Genomic DNA, 21,091 nt, shown 5'->3' on the forward strand with positions numbered 1-21,091 from the left:
TTTTTGTATATTTTACGATTGATGCTGGTTGGATAATGCATTTAACTGAAGACCAACCTGCTTGACTTGGTGATTATCCATTTCTAGTACTGTCCAAATGTTCTCACGGTGTTCGATATGTTGCTCTTCATCATCTTCAAGATCTTGTAACATTACCTGCATCCAGCCACCTATTGTGTCTATATCATCCTTCTCATCAAATGTTACCCCGAATCGGTGCTCAATATCTGTCAATAGGACAAGGCCATTTATATGATAAAGATCTGTTTCAATTTCTTGAATATCCGGCACTTCATCTGCATCAAACTCATCACGGATTTCCCCTACGATTTCTTCCAGGATATCCTCCATTGTGATGATTCCTGCAGTGCCACCATATTCATCGATTACTAATGCTATATGAACCTGTTCTTCCTGCATTTTCAGTAATGCATCCTGTAGGGAGGTTACTTCATGAATCAGTGGTAGCTCGTGAAGGAAGTCTTTCATCTCCCCTGCTCTACCGGCAGCGAAATTTGTAAGCATTTCCTTTACGTTTACAAATCCTAGAATATTATCCTTATCCCCGTCCTCTGTGACAGGATAACGGGTGTATTGATGCTCATCCAATACGCTGATAATTTCTTCTCTGGACATACTATTAGATAAAGTGACGATTTGCACACGCGGGATCATGATATCCCTTGCGATTCTTTCGTCAAAAGTGAATATATTTTCCATATAGGATAGTTCTGTTTGATTAATTTCTCCACTTTCAAAGCTTTGTGTCATGATGATTTTAAGCTCTTCTTCAGAATGGGCTTGTTCATGACCTGCTGGTTGTACTCCAAAGGCGCGAAGTAAGATACGCGCTGAACCGTTTAATGTCCAAATCAAAGGATACATTAACTTACCAAACCAATATAGTGGTCTGGCAATAAGCAATGTCATCTTTTCCGCAAACTGAATCGCCAATGTTTTCGGTGCAAGCTCCCCTACTACCACATGCAGGAACGTTACAATGGAGAATGCCACTGCAAACGAAACGATGGTAGAAACGGACGTAGGTACACCGAAGTTTTCAAATAAAGGATATAAAAGTCTTTCAACAGTCGGTTTACCCAACCACCCAAGACCCAATGCCGTTACCGTAATACCAAGTTGACATGCGGATAAGTAGTAATCCAGGTCTGCAATAAGTTTCTTTGCAACGACCGCCGTCTTATTACCTTCTACTATCAATTGATCTACACGGGACATACGCACCTTTACTACCGCAAATTCAGACCCAACGAAAAATGCTGTCAAACCGATTAACAAAGCCACTAAAAGTAAGTTCATGATTAATATACTGTCAATATCCAATTGGTTCCCTCAAATGAGGGATTCACCTCCGAAAATTTCACTTTTATTGTTTCTACCTTTACCTTTAACTATTCCACCTGATTTTAGATTAGAACTCTCCCCCTATCTGAATATAAAAAAGCCTCCACCAAAAAACTGGTAGAGGTTTTATCTGTAAAATTAAATTTAACCTATACCAAAATGGCAAAGGTCTCGCAAACAACATCTGAAATGTTGCCAGTTAAGCCGGTGACTTTAGCTGCCACGGATTGACGACATAACTGTAAGCTACTCCCCTTTGGAGTATTATAAGCCCTGTTAGAGAGCGATAGCTTAAACTCATAAACTATCAATAAAAATTTTATTATAGTTTGGTTGGAATGTCAATATTAGTAGATTGCAAGAAGATTTCCAACTCCTTTGAATGGAGCTGGGACTGGTGCTAATTACTGATTCTTCATTCCTGTATAGATGTAAATCGCATCTCTCAAGAACTCAGCCGTCCCTGGTTGTTTTTTATCATAAAAAGCCGTGAACCGCTCGTCATCCACATACATCTGGGCAAGACCGGCATGTGCTTCTTTTGAATAAGAATCCCAGTATAAGCCTAGCCACTGACGATGCAGATCCGCTGCTTTTTGCGCAAGGTCACCAGCAGGGTCCCCTGTTTGGAACGCTTCGTTTAAAACAACGAGCACTTCTTCCCCAAGCTTTTCCCCTTGTTCGTACTGGTTCTTACTCATGCCCTTCAGCTTGGCATTGGACTTATCCATTGTGTCATGGCCGTACTTCGCTCTTACTTCCTCGCCGTATTCGTTTTCATTTTCATCTATCATGTTCTGCTTGAATGCTTCAAACTTTTCTTTGTCGCTCATGGTAATGCTCCCTTCTTTCGCAGCCAGAGTCCGGTCTACACTTTCAATGAGGCCCTCCAGCCGCTTTTGCTTTGTCAGAAGCTTGTCACGGTGTTCTTTAAGTGCTTCTACTTCATCAAAGGTTGGAGCGCTGATGATTTTTTGGATGCTTTCGAGGTCTATCTCGAGCTCCCGGTAAAAGAGGATTTGCTGTAGCTTATCCACTTCCGCCTGCCCGTAGATGCGATACCCAGAAGCACTGATTCTCGCCGGCTTGAGAATCCCGATTTCATCATAATACCGCAGCGTCCTGCCAGTCACCCCAGCCAGTTTTGCTAATTTCTGTACGGTGTATTCCACCTCTGATCACCTCCTGACAAATTCAGTGTACACCTTGACGTAGCGTGAAGGTAAAGGGGTTTTTCGAGTTTTTTTAAAACTGAATTTCACTTTATTGGGGAAATAGAAAAGAACCTTGTCCCCAAGGTTCCCCGATCCTTTTACGTCCTATTCAGCCCATGCCCTTATTCGACGGTTACCGCTGTCCCATACGCAATAATTTCCGACGCATTCGCCATCACACTAGAGGTTTCCAAGCGCACACAAATAATGGCATTCGCCCCTTTGCTCTTCGCATCCTCCACCATGCGCCCGATCGCCTTTTGCCTTGCTTCCTGCATCATCTCGGAGTATTCCTTAATCTCGCCACCGACAATCGTCTTCAGTCCTGCCAACAGATCCTTCCCGATATGTTTGGACTGGACCGTGCTCCCTTTTACAAAGCCCTTCAACTCCACTACCTTCTTCCCTGGTACCGACTCAGTAGTCACTATAATCATTTTTGTCATCCTCCTCTTTTTCCTTAGCCCGCTCTACTATCAGCACGATGAAAAGCGCAATGATGGCAAGCCCGTAAAGTATGTAAAATAATATGCCCAACCAAATGCTCACGACAAGCAGTGCAATCCCGACCACTTGTCCCAACACTGCCACGAGCAATAACACTTTCTTCAGAGTTTCTATCATTCCGATCCCCCCACCACTACTATTCACCACCCAAGATGAATTTCCTGTCCATCATAGAAAGTATATTTTGCCACCACTTTTCTCATACATGAATGCGGCAATTTAGTCCATCATATAAGGGAATGTCATTAAAAGGAGAGATGCAAACGATGCAAAATCAACCTACACCACAAGGTCAAAATATGAATCCAAATCAGATGCCACCAACGATGAACATGAACACACCGGGCACTCAAGCTCCAAATAAAAACCATGGTGGACATGAAATGTTTGATGCCCATGAAATCATTGCCGGCATCATCAGTATGCTTGACCAATATCAAATGTACGAGCAGCATATCCAGGATCCGGCATTAAAAGATATTCTGAATCGCCAGACAACCTTTGTTACCCAAATGTACAACACCATCGTGGAGAGCTTTCAAACAGGCCAAAAACCATCTGTCTCCACTCAGGTTTATAATATGACGCAAACACATGACGTAGTGTACGGCATCACACCGTCCCAACCGAAAAAACCGAATCAATCCGTAAGTGAGCTTGCTGACAAAGGGCTTTCCGCCTATATGCTTGGTCAAACAAAGGGCCTTGCGACGCTGCTTGCCATGACGGCGCTTGAAATGACCAATCCCGTCCTTCGCCGCGTTGTTGCCGACAGTGTTCCAAACTTCATTGAAATGAGTTATGAGATTTTCCTATATCAAAATAAACATGGTTATTATCAAGTTCCACAGCTTGCGATGCAAGATATGAATGCCATGCTGCAAAGCTATACAACCGTACCAACTCAAGGGAATATGTCTCATTAGAGCCCAAAGAAGCCATGGAGAGCAACTCCTCCACGGCTTCTTGTTAAATTTTCTCCTATCCTTCTAACGCCACCTCGCCAAGTGCTTTAGGTCTTGTAGCTTTATACCATTGATAGCACAGAATGACTAAGATGATAGCGTCGACCACATCCCCACCATAGTACATAACCATCCCGCCTCTTTCCGCTTGTTCTACCGGCACCCCCAGTGGAGGACGGGAATAGATGAATTTCGATAGAATCCCATGTCCGGCAAGGGCGAGAACGAAAATGATGGCACGGTAAAGATAGCTTCTTCTATGCGTGGTGAGGTCAACATAAATCATGGATATCGTAAATAAGTACCCTGCCAGGAACACATGAAGATGCACGAAAAGATATAGCCCTATATGCTGATGCATGGATTCATACAATGGGGTTGTATATAGAAGCCACAATCCTCCGATATTTAAAACAGTGGCAACAATCGGATCTGTTACTACCGAGATAGGTTTACTTTTTAACAATCTTGTTAGCTTCCTGGAAGTGTTAACGTGCAGCGTCCTCATTAAAAGGGTCATAGGTGCCGCCAAGGCGAGCAATAGCGGCGCCAACATCCCTAATAAAAGGTGAGCATACATATGATAGGAGAAATCCACATGTGCCCTTTCTGCAATCGGACCTGCCAAAGCACTCACAGCCAAGATAATCCCACCAGTAAACAGCAAAGTCCGCTTGAGCGGCCATTTGGTATATGCTCGATTGGAACGTTTCACCGCCACTACATATAAAAGAAAGGCCAATAAAAAAGGAAACACCAGAAGCTGACTGGTCCAACCACCGAGCTCTGCTTGATGATGGATATGAGTGAGTACATTCATGAAGAAACCCCTTGGGGCCGTTTGTTATTATTCGTTTTAATCGTTAAAATCACACCTACCACGATCATGCCGGCAGCGATCACATTCCAAATCACGTCATAGACTATCACGTTATCCACATACCGGATCTGATGAATCCGCATGATTTTGTGTTGAATGATCCCATCATATAATTGAAAAACTCCTGCCCCCAAATAAATCCCGCCTATCCACCTTTTCCATACAAGCGACTTCCTTCTACGTAAATCTGCAAATAAAAATAAGCCACCGATCGTAGCAAACCAGCTGAAGGCATGAAATAACCCATCAGATACTAACCCAACATTTGTTGTCGACTTGTCATAAAAATGATGCCAGTGTAGTAATTGATGAAAAATGGTTTCGTCTATAAAAGCGACCATACCTAATCCAAAGAGAATCCCCGACCACAAATTCCGCCTGCTATAGTTGGATGTAGCATTATTCACGTCATTGCTCAACTCCCATTCTTTGAAGATTGGCTTTCCTTCATAATTTCCCTAATTAGAGTCTTGTAATCAATTTTCATTTATCTATTTACTTATTAGGAATAAGATGGTATTTTTATATCATAAAGATATATATCAAAAAGATATATATAAAAAGGAGCACTTCACCATGTCAAAGGAAAATACTCAATTTGCGATTCTTGGATTACTAACTATAGGCTGTCAAACCGGCTACTCCATCAAACAGACGATGGACGGCAGCTTGAATCATTTCTGGAAAATCAGCTATGGCCAGATTTACCCGACCTTAAAGAAACTGGTGGACAACGGCTATGCATCCGTGCAGGATACATCCCAGGAAGGAAAACCAGACAAAAAAGAGTATCACATCACTGAAAAAGGAAAGATTGCTCTGAAAGAATGGCTTCAAGACCCCATCCTAGACCTTTCCATCGATAAGAATGAATTGCTTCTTAAACTTTTTTTCTCCAGACATCAAGACCCATCACGAACAATGGACTTGTTGGATTCCTACAAAGAAAAACTGACCATCCGGCATGACACTTTTCAAGCAATCAGCAAAAGAATCAATGAAAATCATATCCAAGACACCGATGCCCCATATTGGCTCATGACCTTGGACTATGGTTTATGTACCACCAAAGCCGCCATCGATTGGTGCGAACAAACGAAAATAAAATTACTTTCAAAGGAGAGATAAGGATGAGTGCTGAAATTTTTCCAGGTCGTTATACAGTGGAAAATCAAGAGGATATTGTAGTTTTTACCATTGGAATGCGTATCAACAAATGGTGGGCCATTCATAAATGGTTCCCTGTCTTTAAAGCCATGCCACCGATGATAAGGGAGTTATACATGAACAAAGATCTTGGCTGCCTGTCCATGGAACACTTCTATAGCCTTCGTACCACCTTGTTGCTTCAATACTGGCGTTCGGAAGAGGATTTGATGGCCTACGCTAAGGGACAGAAGCACCTGAAAGCTTGGAATGAATTTAATAAAAAAATCGGCAACAACGATGCCGTGGGGATCTATCATGAGACTTTTTTGGTTAAACAGGGGAACTACGAATCGGTTTACGGAAATATGCCGAAGTTTGGGCTGGGGAAGGTATTTGGAATCAGTAAAATTACGAAGAAAAATAATACGTTTAAGAAGAGAGTATCTTGAAAGGAAGCGATCAGGTGTATGCTTGGTCGCTTTTCGCTTTCTCCACTAATTTGACGATTAATAGAGTTGATTTGCCCTTCGCCAAACAACCCATTTTCTAGAGTTGATGCCAAAATGAGAGGAGTTCGTTCCAAAATCATAGGAGTTGATGCCAAAATGCACCGAGTTCGTGCCAAAATCATAGGAGTTCATGCCAAGATGGACCGAGTTGATGCCAAAACCAATTTCCCCCACTGTCAAGGAGCAGGTAGGGGTTCTTAATCTTTATCTGACCTACCCATTTCTAAATCATCAAAGGGAGTATAGTTGTTACTTGGTAGTCTCCTTTTCCTAATGGCTTTCACTATCGCAAAGCTGACGGCAAACACTACGACTGCGATGAAAATATATGTCATAAAATACACTCCTATCATTTAAGTCTCTAAAATCCATTCTAGTAAGGAAACGATGAAAATCAGGAGGAATAAAAGTGCCATTATTATCTTTTGTATCAGTCTCTTTAATCTAGACCTTATTATGAATTTGCCTAATGCAGTTCTACATAATAGGACTAATAGGTTTTCCATCCCTACACCTCCAAAAAAATACCCTACCTACACTCCATGCCTTCTACTTTATGTAATAATTTATCATTCTAGATATATACCTCTATTTCCTCTATATTCGGAGGTCTGCTTCCGAAAACAAGCCAACTAGCTCCCATGCGAGCTAGTTGGCTTAACCCTACCTTCTCACCGTAGGCTTCGTCAGCTTACAGGCTGGATAGCTGATGGAAGGGGCGTAATAGGATAGCTTCCTCATAAAATAGCAAGACTCCGGGAAGTGATGTTCGAGGAATCGCAGGGTGCTTTGATTAATGAGTTCATCATTTAAATAAAGTTCCAGCACTTCGGCTACAAGGTTGTTAAATTTGACCACTTCGACCGAGACTTCCTTTGCAAATCTCATCTGTGCGGGGAAGCCGGGTTCCGCGAAATGAAGATAGCCCTCCATCATGTCATTTTTCACAATGAATTGAGAGAACTTCCCTCTCACATGATTGGCCCGTTCGACGAGTGCAAATTCCACTCCATCTAGCATCCTCAATAATAGGGCAGCGTGCCCCAACTGATCATCTAGCCACATGCTCAATAATTCCACTAGCGATAAGGCCGGGTAGTCCCTTCCCTGGACATAACTCTCCAATATCCTTAAATACTCCCTATTCTCCAAGAGTGTTCCGTTCAAATAAGTCGGCGTAAGGTTTAAATTCACCTGATTGAATAACCTTAGGTTCAAAAGGTTGCCCTCGAATAAGTAATATTTGTACGCCACCTCATTCGCCATTTCCGCAAGCCTGATCATTGGCCCCGAATCCACAGGCGCATCTTTAGGAACCTTTCTTAGCTCCTGCTCCACTTTTCCAAAGGTCTCAATAAATGTTTCGGCCTGCTTGACCCATTTCTTTTCTTCGGGTGATAAATAATCCCTTATGAAATAAGCATGGTCCTTTAGGATTCCCAACCAGAATTCATGCTCTTCCCATGGGGTGATCGGTTCATAGCTCATTGTGTCCCCCTCCTCTTAATACAACTTATTTAATAGGAGGCATTTTCATGATAGGAAAAAACGCAGTTTACAAGGAACTAAACTGCGTTTTTTGGATTCAATCTATATCTTCCATATTGATGGTACGGTTTTTGAGCGCTCCAGAATGAATGACCTTCACATTTAAATCGATCTCCTCCAACAAATTCTCTGTTAATGTAAATCCACCATCCTCTAAAATTGAATTCCATCTCTCATTCTTATTTCTATAAAGGATATGCTCTAAGCGGAAAAAGTCCGTATCACTTTTTATACCTAATTTGTATAAACTCTTTATTTCCTTAAGTATCTCTTCCCTCAAATTTGCTTCCATTTCTTTTAGATTCACAATTTTATTTGCATCTCTATTTGCGATGACTCCCTCGAGAGAAACCTTCACATAAAAGCGAGGAGAACCCTCCTCTTCAAGTGGTTGAATATCCACCTTATTCTTTTCAAAAACGATATTAAAGTCCGGCTCTCCCTCCTCATCCATCACTTGTATTCCAGCTCTTTCCATCTCCTTGGAGAGCCAACGAAGCCCTTTAAGTTCCTCAAGCGTATAAAAACCTTTATACGCTTTATTTTTCAGAAAAAAGGCACCGTCTATTTCCAGTTTGGGATCAGGTTTCATATTATGAACCCAATGGCTTTCATTGATACGGATAGATGGAAGATAAGTGGTAAGAGCCGGTTCATATAATTCTCTTACAAATTGTTGAAGCTTTATTGGACGGATAGTGGAATTTTGTTCAAAAGTACCCATAGGACGGTGCAGAACGGTTGCTAGCGCAGATTGATTGAAGAAGCTTGTGGTAGAAAAGACCTCCTTGATGGGGGCGTTTGTTCCAAAAATCCACGTTGTCAGACGAAGCTCATAATATCTTGTCAACACATCAAAAATATGATGGAATCCTTCTTCTAATGCGGTTTCACTGACGAGAATCGTATTTACATGTGCCCAAAGCAGCCGTTCTTGTGAAGTATTATATGCTAGGGAGAGGGCTTCATCGAATGTCTTTCCTTTAGTTTCCGAGACCCATACAGAAGGTTCCCTACTGCTTCCGTTCTCTCCTTGGGAACTGAAACTGATCAATTGAATATACCCTATATATTCATCATCCTTGAAATCCACTCCTATTGCGGTAACATAGTTCATGTTTTGAACTTCTTTGATATCTGAGCAGCTTGTCAGGAACAAAAGGGACATTACCAGTAATGCCTTCATCATCACTTGAAGATTCACTCTCATTCTTCCTGTCCCCCTTTCCGTTGTACCATTTGTGCTTTAAACTGACGGTTTTTAAAAGGGTTAACAAGCAAAGCTGATAAAATATCCTTGAAATTCAACGTAGAAATGGGTTCTAGATACCCCACCTTAAATGACTCCAATCGAGCCAAGTAAAATAAGATACTAAACAAACCTAAAAACACTCCATAGATCCCCAAGAACACACCTAACAACATGATATAAATTCGTAACACACTTACGGTCCCTGTCAATGATTGGTTCACCAGTGTGAAAGTTGCTACAGCCGTCAAAGCAACTACCACAATCATGGTGGCAGATGCCAACCCAGCTCTTATTGCAGCGTCCCCAATAATCAATCCTCCTACTATCGCAACTGTCTGTCCCACTGCTTTTGGCATCCTTATTCCGGCCTCTCTCAGCAGTTCGAACAGCCCAAGTATAAAGAACGCCTCCAACCCTAACGGTATCGGCAGTCCTTCTCTCGACAAGGAAACGGTATTTAACAGTTGAAAAGGAAGCTGATCTACGTTTACAGCAGAAATGGCAATCCAAAAACCTGGTAGCATAACCGCTATAAAAAAACCTATAATTCGAAATATCCGTTGAAAGGCCACAGTATGATACGGATAGTGAATATCCTCGGGTGATTTTAACAACACAAAAACATTATTAGGCCCAATCAAGATCATCGGCGAACCATCGACAATGACAATGAACCTTCCCCTCAATAAACACTCCACCGCAAAGTCAGGGCGCCCGATGTAGTCAAATAATGGAAATAATGAAAAGGTGCGATTTGATAACCATTGCTCCAGTTGTCCACTGCTGACCAAGCTTTCTGTTTCCATTTGTTCAAGCCTACTTTTTACCTCACTCAGCATCTCCTTATTTACTCTATCATCCAGATACATGAGAGAAACCGCTGTTTTACTTAGGGTTCCAATTTCAACGTTTTCATTGAATAAATAAGGTGATTTCAACCTTTTACGGATAAGGGCTGTGTTGATGTTCAACTCTTCCGTAAATCCGTCTTTTGGCCCTTTGATGGAAACCTCGGTATTGGATTCGGATGGCTCCCTTTTGGGCACATCTGCAAGTTCAAAGGCCAGAAAGTAATTTCTGTGTGGTGGAAATACGATAAAATATCCTGAGAACACTCTATTGATTAATCCACTAATGGAATGAATTTTTTCCATCGGAGGCAATTCGATATCCATCCCCATCACAGCGTCCTCTCGAACTTGGACATATTCGATAATAGAATGAAAATACTCATTTACTTGGTTGATATCCACCATTCCCACGCAATAAAAAGCGGAAATATTACTGTGTTTTTCTTCCATATCAATAAAGTGAACATCTGCATAGTTTTGAAAGTAAGTTTGTAATTCTTCACCTAGAAGATTGTGACCTTTAAAATTGTCCTCTAGGGCCTCCAAACTTTTAAAAGATGTTGATGAATTCTTCATACAGCCTCCGATCCTTTCACCTTTTGTGGGAGAAAGCTTATTACAAACAACGACAAGGTCAGGATTATTCCAATCACTAGTAATCCTGGATAGAAATATGTCCCTATAGCTGTTTGCATCCAAAGATCACTGATCGGCAATATGCCTATAAAAAATAAACTGGTGGAAGCTGACCAAAAAACGATTGATTTCACTTTATTTGATGTGAATCCGATATCTTTAAGAAAATACAAGCATAAAGATACCCTGATCACCGCACCGGAAATGAACTGAAAGACGGCAAAAAAATCCACATGCGAAACATGTTCCCCAAGCTCTACCAATCGCCACTGTTCCAATGCAGGAAAGCGAAGAACTGCTGCGATATTAGGTCCAAACGATGCGATTGCCCCGAGTAAAGGACCTAGAATAAGACCAAGCAAGATTGTGATTAAGAGAAGAAACTGCCAAAGCTTGAACGGTTTACTTATATATTGTTGCAATAGAAGAATCAATAGAATATCCACACTGCCTCCAAGCACAACCGTAATACCGCTAATGATTGGGGAACTTCCATTCACAAGGATCGGAAACATATAAGAGTAATCCTTATTCGTGATGGTTGAAAATGCGACAAAATAGCCAAGGATCCATACAATTGGCAATAAGAATGTAGAACTGTACACAATGGTCTTTAAATTCGAGCTAGCCCCCAAGACACATAATAGAAGGAAAGGCAGAACCACGATCCATTGTGGTGTGAGAGGAAGAAAGTATATCTTGATGGAAGTAATAAAATCATAAAATGATATAAAAGCAATGATGGTAATATGGAAGAAATAGATGAACATGATACTGGCGGAAACGACTCTTCCCGCCCGTTTGGCAATCCAGGTAGAGAGCTTCATATTTTGTTTATTACGAGACATGATGAAAAATAGAACCATCCCCCAAATCAAGAGGATGCCATACCCTACCAACACACAAACCCAAGCATCGCGCTTTGCTACAAATAATAGATGAGGCAACATAAGCACATGATTAGAAATCCCGATAAACAGAATGATGACAAACGATAGTTGCAGACGGGAAAAAGTCATGTTGTTTCCTCTCTTTCAACGGATGGTGGTATTTAGTAGTATGAGTGGAAACACCTTAATTATTCAAAAACTCATAGTAAAAAAACCGCATTCTCCATGTAGAATGCGGCCTCCCATTACTTCTTATTTCTCCTATATAGATCCATCGATTTATGCCCCTCATCAATGATCGCAACCATCTCGTGCAATCTTTTCTCCTGCGTTTCCGCCCTTTTGGCACTGTAGACATAACGGGCCCAATCCTTCTGGTAGCCGTATGTCAAATCGTTATATTTCGCTAATACCTGTTCATTGTTTTTCAGGAAGTTCTTGATGTCTTCTATGTGCACGATATAGTCATCGACACATTGGCTCTTTGCACTTGTCTTCTTTTTCGTTTTCTTAGGGGCGGATTTAAACCCGACAACGGTGAAGACCTCGTTCAAGCTGACCATCCTTGAAAATTTGAGGGTACTATTCGGCAGGTACTTCTCCTCATCCAGATGGAGAGCTGCATAAAAAATGTCTCGTTCTATGTATTCGGGATAGACCTTATTCCCCTTTTTCGGATAGGCCACATACATGTAGCCGTTATCAGAAAGAAGCTGCTGCTCATTGACGATTTGGACGTATTTGTTGAAGTCCTCCATTGAGAACATGAACAAAAATAATAGATCATACTTGTCCTTTTCAATAGAAGTATCGTAGTCCAGTCCTTCAAACTCCCCTACACCTTCTGGTAACTGCAAAAATAAGCGGTTCTCATATTTTTGCAGGCTCAGTTTATCGACAATGGTTTTTTCGGCATTCATCCTCACACACATCCCCCTTTAGATCGTTAACATTTCTTTCCTACTATTATAACAAAATAGTGCCTCGTCAAAACATCTTTAAAGGAGTTTGACGTTTGGTTTCCTCGTGTTTTGCGGGGACCCTTGAGCCTCCCATGGGCATTGCCCTAGTGGTCTCACCCGCTTGATCCGAGTACCTTCCCCCCAATTTGTTCGTTCTTCTGACTTTTTGGAATTCTATTTTGCTCACTTGTTAACAAAATGTTCACCTTTTTCTTCCAGATGTGTGACTTTTATCACACTTTTAAATCCTCCCACCTTTTACAATGAAAGTGCATAAGAATTTATATAAAAATTGGAAAAGGAAGTGGCAAATATGATTACTTTCAAAAAATGTTTGGCGTGCTGCTTTGCACTTGTATTACTTTTTGGGGGTATGACAGGTTGTGGTTCTGATGAAGTTTCAGTGGAAGATGCGGAGGCAGAAGTAACGATTAAGAGTTCAAACTGGGAGTTTGATCAGGCTACTTATACCGTACCAGCCGGCAAACCGGTTGCTATCCATCATGAAAACGTGGAAGGCCATCACGGTATCACCATCAAGGGCACAGATGTGCAGATCCAAGGAGATGGCAGTGTCGTTGCGAACCTTAAGCCCGGAGAATATGAAATCATCTGTGACATCATGTGCGGAACCGGACATGCCGAGATGGTTTCCAAGCTAGTCGTGGAATAGGAAGGGAGTGAAAGGGATGGCAAATGTACAATATGAACGTCCTGAAAAAAGCACCAATAAAAAACTTCCTGTCAAAGAGGAGGAAGCTTCATTAAAGGGGACATTGATTGCCGTATTTATGTTGGGGGCATTTATCGTCATTTCGTGGGTTAGCGTGTTCAGCTTATTTATTTCACGAAATTAGTCAGGTCAGAAAAAGGGGGTACAAATAGATGCATTTACACCGTTATGAAAAATATTGGCTAATTTTCGGCGTTGGGACCCTGGTTGTCTTTTTATCCGTTATCGGGTTTACCGCCTTTGCTCATGGTCATCATCCACCAAGTCATATGGCCACCGTTGATGCACAGAATGTAAAAGGTTCCGCTCCATTTGATGAGCCAGGACTAAAACAGATTGATGAGCATACCTATGAAGCTACCATTATCGCCATGACGTTCGGCTATGAACCGAATAAAATATCCGTTCCGAAAGGTTCCACGGTCAAATTCCAGGTGACAAGTCAAGATGTCGTGCACAGCTTTACGATTCCCATGACAAATGTCAACATGATGATCACACCTGGGCACATCAACCAATCGGAACATACGTTCAAGGAAGCTGGATCGTACCTTGTCCTTTGCAATGAATATTGCGGAATTGGACATCAACATATGCAAATGGAAATTGAGGTGACGGAAGAATGAGACAGGCAGCGGAAGTGGACATTCATGATTCAAAGTTAAGTATGGCCTATATCTATATTGCTTTTGCCGCATTATTTTTGGGAACGATGGCAGGTGTTGTCCAGGGGCTTGTCCGGGGAGGACTTATCGAGCTTCCTTACAGCATCAGCTATTACCAGTTGTTGACGGCACATGGTGTGTTGCTTGCACTTGTGTTGACAACCTACTTCATCTACGGATTTTTGCATGCCGGGATGAGCAGGACACTGGGCACGATGACTTCTGTCGAGAGGAGGTTGGGTTGGATCGGCTTTTGGGTACTGACGATTGGTACGCTGTTGAGCTTTGCAATGATTTTAACGAATGACGCATCGGTCTTATATACTTTTTACGCGCCATTGCAAGCCTCCCCCCTCTACTATGTCGGGTTGACTCTTTTTGTGGTCGGGACCTGGATAGGTGGCGCAAGCTTATTGGCCCACTATATCCGCTGGAAAAAACAGAACCGCGGGCAAATTACACCCCTTTTCAGCTTTATGACAGTCGGAACCATCCTTTTATGGTATGTCGCTTCCATCGGGGTTGCTGCGACAGTGTTGCTTCAGTTCCTACCTTGGTCGCTCGGACTCGTAGATAACATCAACATTTTATTGAGCCGCACTTTATTCTGGTACTTCGGGCATCCGCTTGTATACTTCTGGCTCCTGCCGGCGTACATCGCTTGGTATGTCTGCATCCCAAAAATCATTGGCGGAAAGCTGTTCAGTGATTCGCTTGCCCGCTTGGCTTTCGTGTTGTTCTTACTGTTCTCGATTCCCGTAGGATTTCACCATCAGCTGATGGAAGCAGGGATCTCTGAGTTTTGGAAATACCTGCAGGTCGTCTTGACGTTTGCGGTCATTGTTCCTTCTTTGCTGACTGCCTTCTCTATTTTTGCCACATTTGAATTGGCAGGTCGGGCAAAAGGAGCAACCGGAGCCTTTGGCTGGGTACGAAAATTGCCTTGGAAGGACGCACGCTTTTTCGCACCATTCATGGGGATGCTGTTCTTCATCCCAGCAGGAACCGGCGGAATCATCAACGCCAGTAACCAGATGAATGCAGTTGTCCATAACACACTTTGGGTGGTTGGCCATTTTCACATTACCGTTGGATCCACCGTTATCCTGACTTTCTTCGGGATTGCGTACTGGCTGATTCCGGTATTGCGCGGCAGGGCCTTCACCGCACGCATGAACAAACTCGCGATGACTCAAACGATCCTTTGGACAGTCGGGATGTTCTTCATGTCCGGTGCCATGCACTTGCTTGGACTTTTAGGAGCACCGCGTCGTACTGCTTTTACTACTTATCAGGATCATGCGACAGCCGCCGCTTGGTTTGAAGGAATTTTCGCAAATCAGGTGACAATGGCACTTGGCGGAGTCATCTTGTTTGTTGCGTCCATGCTGATGATCTACATCGTCATCAACCTTGCCTTCTTCGCACCAAAAGCCCATACAGAATTTCCGATTGGGGAAGTCGCGGAAGATGCGGGGGAAACACCACGTATCTTGGAGAACTGGAAGCTTTGGATTGGAATTGCAGTGGCCTTGATCTTGTTCGCTTACACGATTCCGTTGATGGATATGATACAAAATGCACCACCGGGATCACCGCCGTTCAGGCCTTGGTGATAGATGATGAGATGGGCAGTGGGAGGAAGGGGTCCCGCTGCTTTTTTTATTAATATTTTTCAATTGTTGTAACTCCAAATTCTGTTATAAAGTTTCGATGACTTAATTCTTCTACCCATTTTTTCGGGTCTAACTTATACGTTCCATTCCCGTCTTGGTAAGTTAAACTTCTAACATTAATGTAAATCGGTTCTGGAGCCTCCACTAATTCCCTTTTGTAGTATTTATAGTCGTTTTGGTTTGGAATATACAATAGTTCAAGGACATCTCCTATTTCCATATACTTTTCAAGATAGATTAAAAATAATGAACTATCGGCACCAATGATTTCATATATGTAGGTCATAGAGAAAAGATCCTCAGCAAATTCCTCCCATCCTAACGAATCTAACTCTCTTACCCATAAACTAATATGTTGGTGTCCTTTTTCAAGGGTAGTTTTATTGTAGTATTCTTGTATTTCATCTGGTATGGTAAACGGTCTGGACGAAGCCAGAAAAGTAATGGAAGACATATTTTACCTCCTTATCTATTACCATTATATATTCTGATTTTAAATAATGTAGTCATTAAGATAAAGCTTAATGTAATCGCCCCTTTATAAGCTTTTGCGCTTGCCATTTCTTGTGTTACAATATTGACTATCATAAATGTGGGGAAAAAAGCTCTAACAGCCCGCTCTCCCCCGGCATTCTTATATAAGGAAGGTTGAAGAACTTGGAACATAACCCAGCAAACTCGAATTTCATTCGAAATATCATAAAAGAGGACCTGGAATCCGGCAAGCGCAACCATGTCATCACCCGCTTCCCTCCAGAGCCAAACGGTTACCTACATATTGGACACGCAAAGTCCATCGTCATCAACTTTGATCTTGCAGACGAGTTCAACGGAAAAACGAACCTGCGCTTTGATGACACCAACCCTTTAAAAGAAGACGTGGAGTATGTTAACTCCATCAAAGAAGACGTTCAATGGCTTGGTTATGATTGGGACGGACTATTTTTTGCATCTGATTACTTTGAAGAGATGTATAATCGCGCTGTTCTTTTAATCAAAAAAGGCAAAGCGTATGTGGATGACCTTTCTGCCGATGAGATCCGCGCTTACCGCGGGACTTTGAAAGAGCCAGGAAAAGACAGCCCGTACCGCGATCGCTCTGTCGAAGAGAACCTTGACCTATTCGAGCGCATGCGTAAAGGCGAATTCGGCAACGGGGAGAAAGTTCTTCGTGCAAAAATTGACATGAAGTCACCGAACATTAACCTTCGTGACCCTGTCATCTACCGTATTTCTCATGCAACCCACCACAACACAGGAGACAAATGGTGCATCTACCCGATGTATGCTTTCGCACATCCCATCGAGGATGCGATTGAAGATGTAACCCACTCCATCTGTACGGTGGAGTTTGAAGACCAACGCCCATTATACAACTGGGTCGTAGCGGAAACGGAAATGGCTGGAACGCCACAGCAAATCGAGTTTGGCCGTTTGAACATCACCAATGCCGTAATGAGTAAGCGTAAGCTGCGCAAGCTTGTGGAAGAAGGTATTGTTGACGGTTGGGATGACCCACGTATGCCGACGATTTCTGGACTGCGCCGCAAAGGGTACACTCCGGAAGCAATCCGCGCATTCGTTCGTGAAACAGGTGTTTCCAAAGGGTCCGGTTTTGTTGACTCACAAATGCTAGATCACTTCGTCCGTGAGGATCTTAAGTTGAAGTCTCCTCGTACGATGGGTGTTGTACGTCCATTGAAAGTGGTCATCACCAACTATCCTGAAGGACAAGTGGAAATGCTAGATGCGGAAATCAACCCAGAAAATCCGGAAATGGGAACAAGACAAATTCCATTCTCCCGTGAGATTTACATTGAACAAGAAGATTTTATGGAAGATCCTCCGAAAAAGTACTTCCGCCTCTTCCCTGGCAATGAGGTCCGTTTGAAGCATGCTTACTTCATTAAGTGTGAGGACTTTATTAAGGATGAGGACGGCAATGTGGTGGAGATCCATTGTACGTACGATCCGGAAACAAAGAGCGGAACTGGTTTCACTGGCCGTAAAGTAAAAGGTACCTTGCACTGGGTGGAAGCGTCCCAAGCGGTGCCTGCTGAGTTCCGTCTGTTTGAACCATTGTTATTGGACGAGGAGCCTGAGGCTGAAGTGGAGGCTGAGGTGGCAAATGTTGCTGGCACGGAAGAGGAAACGGTGGAAGTGGAGAAATCCTTCCTTGACCATGTGAACCCGAATTCCATGAAGGTGTTGAATGGGTTTGTGGAGGATAATATGAAGGGTGTGGCCCCACAGGAGAAATTCCAATTTTTCCGCCACGGCTACTTTAATGTGGACCCGAAATATACCACTGCAGATAAGCTTGTGTTTAATGAGATTGTGTCGTTGAAGAGTTCGTTTAAGTTATAGAGTGAAGTTTGGCTTGATGGCCCCCGTTGTGTGAACGGGGGTTTTTTGTTGCGGGGCCGGGCGGTAGTATAATGCAAAATTTGCTGATTTTAGTCGAATGGCGTTTATATACCCTAAAGTGATTGATAAAATGAAAAGTTGGTTGATAAAACAAAAAGTTGATTGATAAAAACGAAACTTGGTTGATAAATCGAATACTTTTGTACCTTGGGCAGGAATATGTGACCCCAGAGACGAAGTAGAAAGAGAATATCAACGAAAAGGAGCCCTAAAATGATAAAAAAAGACAGAGAAAAGCCATTCAGGTTGCTCGCCCATGAAGCAGCAATGCGAAGAGTCCCCAAAACCCATCCAAAATTCCCCCAAATTGAAAAAGAATTCCTCCGTTTACACTATGGATATAAAGGCGAACAAGCAATGGACTACTTTTCATCTTTCCTCCCACATGAAAATTATAAAGTGTTGCACGGCCTCAGAATTCCCGACACTAAAGGGCGACACTTCCAGATGGACTCACTCCTCATATCCCCAACTCATTGCCTCATACTAGATTCCAAATATGTTACAGGGAAAATTGAGTTTGATGAAGATACCGGAAGTCTGATCCGTCACAACGAATATGGGCAAGAAAGGCTAGGAGACCCGTTTGCACAGTTAGCCCGTCACAAAATTCAACTCTCCTCTATTATTTAAGTACTTATATTACCCCCAATTCCAATCTACACTCAAACTGTCATCACACATAAGAGTGCTACCCTTTACCATAAATCACCTACCATCTTAAATAATGTAGTCTTTCACACTAATCTCCCAACAAGAATAAAAGAAATTGATAAAGCCCAAAAAAATACCTACTTTTCAAACAAGGACACCAACAAACTCGTGAAAACACTATTAAAAATCCATCAAGATGAAGATTTCAACTTGATGGATTACTATGGACTTTCTTCTTCTGATTTTATTAAAGGAGTGATTTGCACTATTTGCTCCCATGCACCTATGCGGAAATCCTATCAAAGGTGGTTCTGTTTAAAATGTGGGAATATGGCAAAGAACCCACTCCAGCAGACCATAAAGGACTACCCTTTGCTTGGGCTCGGCAACACGATAACAAACAGAGCGTTCAAAGAATTTTTATGTCTCCATTCTTCCAGTATTGCTTACAAAGAGCTCCTATCCTTGAACCTCCCCCATAAAGGCAGCAAAAAGGCGCGCGTCTACTTTATAGAATGGAAAGGAATATTAAAGTTCCCCGAAATTTAGACCTCGTGAAACTTTACATCCTACACAAACCATCTCAAATAAACAATAAACCCAACAATAATAACAACAAACAACGCGATATAAATATACGTGAGTCGTCTTACATTACTCTCTGATTTCTTCTGATAATCGTGATCTCCCTTTCCCGCTACCTGAAGCGTAGCTAACAGCCCTCCAACTAAAACTAGCACTCCTAAAAGACCTAATGCTAACATCATATACTCTCTCTCCATTCTGGAAATACTCTCTACTTTGAACGGTAGCTTATAGTTGGTGTTTTTTCAACTATACTAGCTTATTTTTTCTGCTGATTGCCTCAGTATTTTGATGGATTGTAACTTTTGGAAGGGTTATTGTGACTATTTTGCTGTGGATTGTAACTTTTAGGAAGGTTATTGTGACTTTTCAGCGGGTTATTGTGACATTTACCAAAATATCACCTCATCCCCTCCCAAAAATGAAACCGTCCCATCCCCATATTGCATAAACTAGTAAAATAGTTATATACTTAAATGAGAATGATAATCATTTTTAACTAATTCCTATAGGGAGTGACTGAATGTGAACCTGGATGTGTTTGATGTAACGATTATTGGTGGCGGTCCTGCAGGGCTTTACTCTGCATTTTATAGTGGTCTTAGAGGAATGAAGACAAAGCTGATCGAGTATCAGCCTCGATTGGGCGGAAAGATTCATGTGTATCCGGAAAAGATGATTTGGGATGTTGGCGGACAGACTCCCCTCCCTGGAGCAAAACTGATTGAACAGCTTGTGGAGCAAGGCCTAACCTTCAACCCTGAAGTTGTTTTAAATAGAAAAGTAGAATCAATAACCCGAAATGAAGATTGCCTCTTTGTTTTGTTGGATTCCGAGGGTGAACGACATGCTTCCAAAACGGTGATAGTTGCTGTAGGTGGAGGCATCCTTCATCCGCAAAAGCTGGCGATCGAAGGGGCAGAGAGATTTGAAGTGACAAATTTGAATTATACTGTAAAGTCATTGCAACGCTTTAAAGACAAAACTGTCATTATATCCGGCGGAGGAAATTCAGCGATAGATTGGGCGAATGAACTGGAACCGATTGCTAAACAAGTCTATGTTACCTATCGTAAAGATGCGCTTTCCGCTCATGAGGCACAGGTGTCACAGCTGCTGAACAGTTCGGCAAAATGTCTATTCCACACCTCCATCACGAAGCTTATTGCGAGCGCAGACCATGAATTAATCGAAAGGGTTCAGCTTACCAATCATGAAACCGGGGATATCTCCACCCTTGCTATTGATGAGGTCATCATCAGCCATGGGTATGAACGGGACGGAACATTAATCGAGAACAGCGAATTGCCGCTTGAAATGGTGGACACGTATTACATAGCTGGAAATTCTAATAGTGAATCTTCCATTCCAGGACTCTATGCTGCTGGCGATATATTAAAACATGACGGGAAACTGCATTTGATTGCAGGTGCCTTTCAGGATGCTGCAAATGCCGTCAACAAAGCAAAACAATATATTCAACCACAAGCAAGCAAAGTGGCGATGGTGTCCTCCCATAATGAAGTATTTAAAGCTAGAAATAAAGAATTGATCAAGCAAATGATTCGGTAATATACATTAAGGCTGTCAGGTATTTATTCCCCACGCCGACTTTAGACAGCC

The 21,091-nt window shown here is 42.3% G+C and carries 24 protein-coding genes; 10 read left to right on the top strand and 14 right to left on the bottom strand.

What is annotated here, in order from left to right; translation table 11 throughout:
• Nucleotides 1–12: 12 nt before the first annotated feature.
• From EKQ44_RS19245 to EKQ44_RS19260, 4 genes are all read right to left on the bottom strand, one after another.
• Complete coding sequence (locus EKQ44_RS19245) at nucleotides 13–1,338, bottom strand: hemolysin family protein (protein WP_237665221.1); 1,326 nt, start codon at nucleotides 1,336–1,338, stop codon at nucleotides 13–15.
• 431 nt (nucleotides 1,339–1,769) lie between these two features.
• A complete protein-coding gene (locus EKQ44_RS19250) occupies nucleotides 1,770–2,537 on the bottom strand; it encodes a MerR family transcriptional regulator (protein ID WP_237665184.1) in 768 nt (255 codons plus the stop codon).
• Between the two features lie 164 nt (nucleotides 2,538–2,701).
• Complete coding sequence (locus EKQ44_RS19255) at nucleotides 2,702–3,016, bottom strand: YbjQ family protein (RefSeq protein ID WP_237665185.1); 315 nt, start codon at nucleotides 3,014–3,016, stop codon at nucleotides 2,702–2,704.
• Nucleotides 2,997–3,203, bottom strand: a complete 207-nt coding sequence (locus tag EKQ44_RS19260) for a hypothetical protein (protein ID WP_237665186.1) — start codon at nucleotides 3,201–3,203, stop codon at nucleotides 2,997–2,999. The genes EKQ44_RS19255 and EKQ44_RS19260 overlap by 20 nt, the downstream gene beginning before the upstream one ends.
• A 149-nt stretch (nucleotides 3,204–3,352) precedes the next feature.
• Between EKQ44_RS19260 and EKQ44_RS19265 the strand changes: the two genes are divergently transcribed.
• Nucleotides 3,353–4,012 carry a spore coat protein gene (locus tag EKQ44_RS19265; protein WP_414491346.1) on the top strand — a complete coding sequence of 220 codons (660 nt, stop codon included), beginning with the start codon at nucleotides 3,353–3,355 and terminating at the stop codon, nucleotides 4,010–4,012.
• Nucleotides 4,013–4,067: 55 nt separating this feature from the next.
• On the opposite strand, the gene EKQ44_RS19270 is transcribed toward EKQ44_RS19265, so the two are convergent.
• Complete coding sequence (locus tag EKQ44_RS19270; protein ID WP_237665187.1) at nucleotides 4,068–4,871, bottom strand: cytochrome c oxidase assembly protein; 804 nt, start codon at nucleotides 4,869–4,871, stop codon at nucleotides 4,068–4,070.
• Nucleotides 4,868–5,338, bottom strand: coding sequence for a DUF2243 domain-containing protein (locus EKQ44_RS19275; protein WP_331254676.1), 471 nt, complete (start codon nucleotides 5,336–5,338; stop codon nucleotides 4,868–4,870). Before EKQ44_RS19275 ends, EKQ44_RS19270 begins: the two co-directional genes overlap by 4 nt.
• Nucleotides 5,339–5,507: 169 nt before the next feature.
• On the opposite strand from EKQ44_RS19275, the gene EKQ44_RS19280 reads away from it, so the two are divergent.
• Nucleotides 5,508–6,059 carry a PadR family transcriptional regulator gene (locus EKQ44_RS19280; protein WP_237665188.1) on the top strand — a complete coding sequence of 184 codons (552 nt, stop codon included), beginning with the start codon at nucleotides 5,508–5,510 and terminating at the stop codon, nucleotides 6,057–6,059.
• 2 nt (nucleotides 6,060–6,061) lie between these two features.
• Nucleotides 6,062–6,529: a DUF4188 domain-containing protein gene (locus tag EKQ44_RS19285; RefSeq protein ID WP_237665189.1), complete on the top strand. Its 468-nt coding sequence runs from the start codon at nucleotides 6,062–6,064 to the stop codon at nucleotides 6,527–6,529.
• Nucleotides 6,530–6,786: 257 nt separating this feature from the next.
• Here EKQ44_RS19285 and EKQ44_RS19290 read toward each other — a convergent pair whose 3' ends face one another.
• The 6 genes from EKQ44_RS19290 to EKQ44_RS19315 form a co-directional block, all read right to left on the bottom strand.
• Complete coding sequence (locus tag EKQ44_RS19290) at nucleotides 6,787–6,924, bottom strand: hypothetical protein (protein WP_237665190.1); 138 nt, start codon at nucleotides 6,922–6,924, stop codon at nucleotides 6,787–6,789.
• 328 nt (nucleotides 6,925–7,252) lie between these two features.
• Complete coding sequence (locus EKQ44_RS19295; RefSeq protein ID WP_237665191.1) at nucleotides 7,253–8,077, bottom strand: DUF2935 domain-containing protein; 825 nt, start codon at nucleotides 8,075–8,077, stop codon at nucleotides 7,253–7,255.
• Nucleotides 8,078–8,174: 97 nt separating this feature from the next.
• Nucleotides 8,175–9,347 (bottom strand): Ger(x)C family spore germination protein, encoded by a 1,173-nt coding sequence (locus tag EKQ44_RS19300; RefSeq protein ID WP_237665192.1) that lies wholly within the window; start codon nucleotides 9,345–9,347, stop codon nucleotides 8,175–8,177.
• A complete protein-coding gene (locus tag EKQ44_RS19305; protein WP_237665193.1) occupies nucleotides 9,344–10,816 on the bottom strand; it encodes a spore germination protein in 1,473 nt (490 codons plus the stop codon). Before EKQ44_RS19305 ends, EKQ44_RS19300 begins: the two co-directional genes overlap by 4 nt.
• Nucleotides 10,813–11,895: an endospore germination permease gene (locus EKQ44_RS19310; protein ID WP_237665194.1), complete on the bottom strand. Its 1,083-nt coding sequence runs from the start codon at nucleotides 11,893–11,895 to the stop codon at nucleotides 10,813–10,815. Before EKQ44_RS19310 ends, EKQ44_RS19305 begins: the two co-directional genes overlap by 4 nt.
• Nucleotides 11,896–12,011: 116 nt before the next feature.
• A complete protein-coding gene (locus EKQ44_RS19315) occupies nucleotides 12,012–12,686 on the bottom strand; it encodes a YdeI/OmpD-associated family protein (protein ID WP_237665195.1) in 675 nt (224 codons plus the stop codon).
• A 355-nt stretch (nucleotides 12,687–13,041) separates the two neighbouring features.
• On the opposite strand from EKQ44_RS19315, the gene EKQ44_RS19320 reads away from it, so the two are divergent.
• Genes EKQ44_RS19320 through EKQ44_RS19335 form a run of 4 tightly spaced genes read left to right on the top strand, consistent with a single transcriptional unit; the run spans nucleotide 13,042 to nucleotide 15,742 of the window.
• On the top strand, nucleotides 13,042–13,401 hold the full coding sequence (locus EKQ44_RS19320) for a cupredoxin domain-containing protein (protein WP_237665196.1): 360 nt from the start codon (nucleotides 13,042–13,044) through the stop codon (nucleotides 13,399–13,401).
• 16 nt (nucleotides 13,402–13,417) lie between these two features.
• Entirely contained in the window at nucleotides 13,418–13,585 is a 168-nt protein-coding gene (locus EKQ44_RS19325) for a cytochrome c oxidase subunit 2A (protein ID WP_237665197.1), read from the top strand.
• A gap of 28 nt (nucleotides 13,586–13,613) precedes the next feature.
• Complete coding sequence (locus EKQ44_RS19330) at nucleotides 13,614–14,087, top strand: cytochrome c oxidase subunit II (RefSeq protein WP_237665198.1); 474 nt, start codon at nucleotides 13,614–13,616, stop codon at nucleotides 14,085–14,087.
• Nucleotides 14,084–15,742, top strand: coding sequence for a b(o/a)3-type cytochrome-c oxidase subunit 1 (locus EKQ44_RS19335; protein WP_237665199.1), 1,659 nt, complete (start codon nucleotides 14,084–14,086; stop codon nucleotides 15,740–15,742). The genes EKQ44_RS19330 and EKQ44_RS19335 overlap by 4 nt, the downstream gene beginning before the upstream one ends.
• 49 nt (nucleotides 15,743–15,791) lie before the next feature.
• On the opposite strand, the gene EKQ44_RS19340 is transcribed toward EKQ44_RS19335, so the two are convergent.
• Nucleotides 15,792–16,256 carry a hypothetical protein gene (locus tag EKQ44_RS19340; RefSeq protein WP_237665200.1) on the bottom strand — a complete coding sequence of 155 codons (465 nt, stop codon included), beginning with the start codon at nucleotides 16,254–16,256 and terminating at the stop codon, nucleotides 15,792–15,794.
• A gap of 203 nt (nucleotides 16,257–16,459) precedes the next feature.
• Between EKQ44_RS19340 and EKQ44_RS19345 the strand changes: the two genes are divergently transcribed.
• Together EKQ44_RS19345 and EKQ44_RS19350 are read left to right on the top strand one after the other, a co-directional pair.
• Complete coding sequence (locus EKQ44_RS19345) at nucleotides 16,460–18,169, top strand: glutamine--tRNA ligase/YqeY domain fusion protein (RefSeq protein WP_237665201.1); 1,710 nt, start codon at nucleotides 16,460–16,462, stop codon at nucleotides 18,167–18,169.
• 273 nt (nucleotides 18,170–18,442) lie between these two features.
• Nucleotides 18,443–18,862: a nuclease-related domain-containing protein gene (locus tag EKQ44_RS19350; protein ID WP_237665202.1), complete on the top strand. Its 420-nt coding sequence runs from the start codon at nucleotides 18,443–18,445 to the stop codon at nucleotides 18,860–18,862.
• A gap of 590 nt (nucleotides 18,863–19,452) precedes the next feature.
• Here EKQ44_RS19350 and EKQ44_RS19355 read toward each other — a convergent pair.
• On the bottom strand, nucleotides 19,453–19,650 hold the full coding sequence (locus tag EKQ44_RS19355) for a hypothetical protein (RefSeq protein ID WP_237665203.1): 198 nt from the start codon (nucleotides 19,648–19,650) through the stop codon (nucleotides 19,453–19,455).
• 343 nt (nucleotides 19,651–19,993) lie between these two features.
• Between EKQ44_RS19355 and EKQ44_RS19360 the strand changes: the two genes are divergently transcribed.
• Entirely contained in the window at nucleotides 19,994–21,040 is a 1,047-nt protein-coding gene (locus EKQ44_RS19360; RefSeq protein ID WP_237665204.1) for an NAD(P)/FAD-dependent oxidoreductase, read from the top strand.
• Nucleotides 21,041–21,091: the final 51 nt, after the last annotated feature.

Source organism: Sutcliffiella horikoshii (assembly GCF_021991925.1).
Lineage (GTDB): Bacteria > Bacillota > Bacilli > Bacillales > Bacillaceae_I > Sutcliffiella_A > Sutcliffiella_A horikoshii_F.

Coding starts and splice junctions, on each gene's coding strand:
- EKQ44_RS19330 (WP_237665198.1), top strand. CDS start 13,614: ATGCATTTACACCGTTATGAAAAATATTGGCTAATTTTCGGCGTTGGG.
- EKQ44_RS19260 (WP_237665186.1), bottom strand. CDS start 3,203: ATGATAGAAACTCTGAAGAAAGTGTTATTGCTCGTGGCAGTGTTGGGA.
- EKQ44_RS19315 (WP_237665195.1), bottom strand. CDS start 12,686: ATGAATGCCGAAAAAACCATTGTCGATAAACTGAGCCTGCAAAAATAT.
- EKQ44_RS19320 (WP_237665196.1), top strand. CDS start 13,042: ATGATTACTTTCAAAAAATGTTTGGCGTGCTGCTTTGCACTTGTATTA.
- EKQ44_RS19290 (WP_237665190.1), bottom strand. CDS start 6,924: ATGACATATATTTTCATCGCAGTCGTAGTGTTTGCCGTCAGCTTTGCG.
- EKQ44_RS19265 (WP_414491346.1), top strand. CDS start 3,353: ATGCAAAATCAACCTACACCACAAGGTCAAAATATGAATCCAAATCAG.
- EKQ44_RS19325 (WP_237665197.1), top strand. CDS start 13,418: ATGGCAAATGTACAATATGAACGTCCTGAAAAAAGCACCAATAAAAAA.
- EKQ44_RS19285 (WP_237665189.1), top strand. CDS start 6,062: ATGAGTGCTGAAATTTTTCCAGGTCGTTATACAGTGGAAAATCAAGAG.
- EKQ44_RS19255 (WP_237665185.1), bottom strand. CDS start 3,016: ATGATTATAGTGACTACTGAGTCGGTACCAGGGAAGAAGGTAGTGGAG.
- EKQ44_RS19270 (WP_237665187.1), bottom strand. CDS start 4,871: ATGAATGTACTCACTCATATCCATCATCAAGCAGAGCTCGGTGGTTGG.
- EKQ44_RS19295 (WP_237665191.1), bottom strand. CDS start 8,077: ATGAGCTATGAACCGATCACCCCATGGGAAGAGCATGAATTCTGGTTG.
- EKQ44_RS19300 (WP_237665192.1), bottom strand. CDS start 9,347: ATGAGAGTGAATCTTCAAGTGATGATGAAGGCATTACTGGTAATGTCC.
- EKQ44_RS19310 (WP_237665194.1), bottom strand. CDS start 11,895: ATGACTTTTTCCCGTCTGCAACTATCGTTTGTCATCATTCTGTTTATC.
- EKQ44_RS19305 (WP_237665193.1), bottom strand. CDS start 10,816: ATGAAGAATTCATCAACATCTTTTAAAAGTTTGGAGGCCCTAGAGGAC.
- EKQ44_RS19340 (WP_237665200.1), bottom strand. CDS start 16,256: ATGTCTTCCATTACTTTTCTGGCTTCGTCCAGACCGTTTACCATACCA.
- EKQ44_RS19335 (WP_237665199.1), top strand. CDS start 14,084: ATGAGACAGGCAGCGGAAGTGGACATTCATGATTCAAAGTTAAGTATG.
- EKQ44_RS19280 (WP_237665188.1), top strand. CDS start 5,508: ATGTCAAAGGAAAATACTCAATTTGCGATTCTTGGATTACTAACTATA.
- EKQ44_RS19355 (WP_237665203.1), bottom strand. CDS start 19,650: ATGATGTTAGCATTAGGTCTTTTAGGAGTGCTAGTTTTAGTTGGAGGG.
- EKQ44_RS19350 (WP_237665202.1), top strand. CDS start 18,443: ATGATAAAAAAAGACAGAGAAAAGCCATTCAGGTTGCTCGCCCATGAA.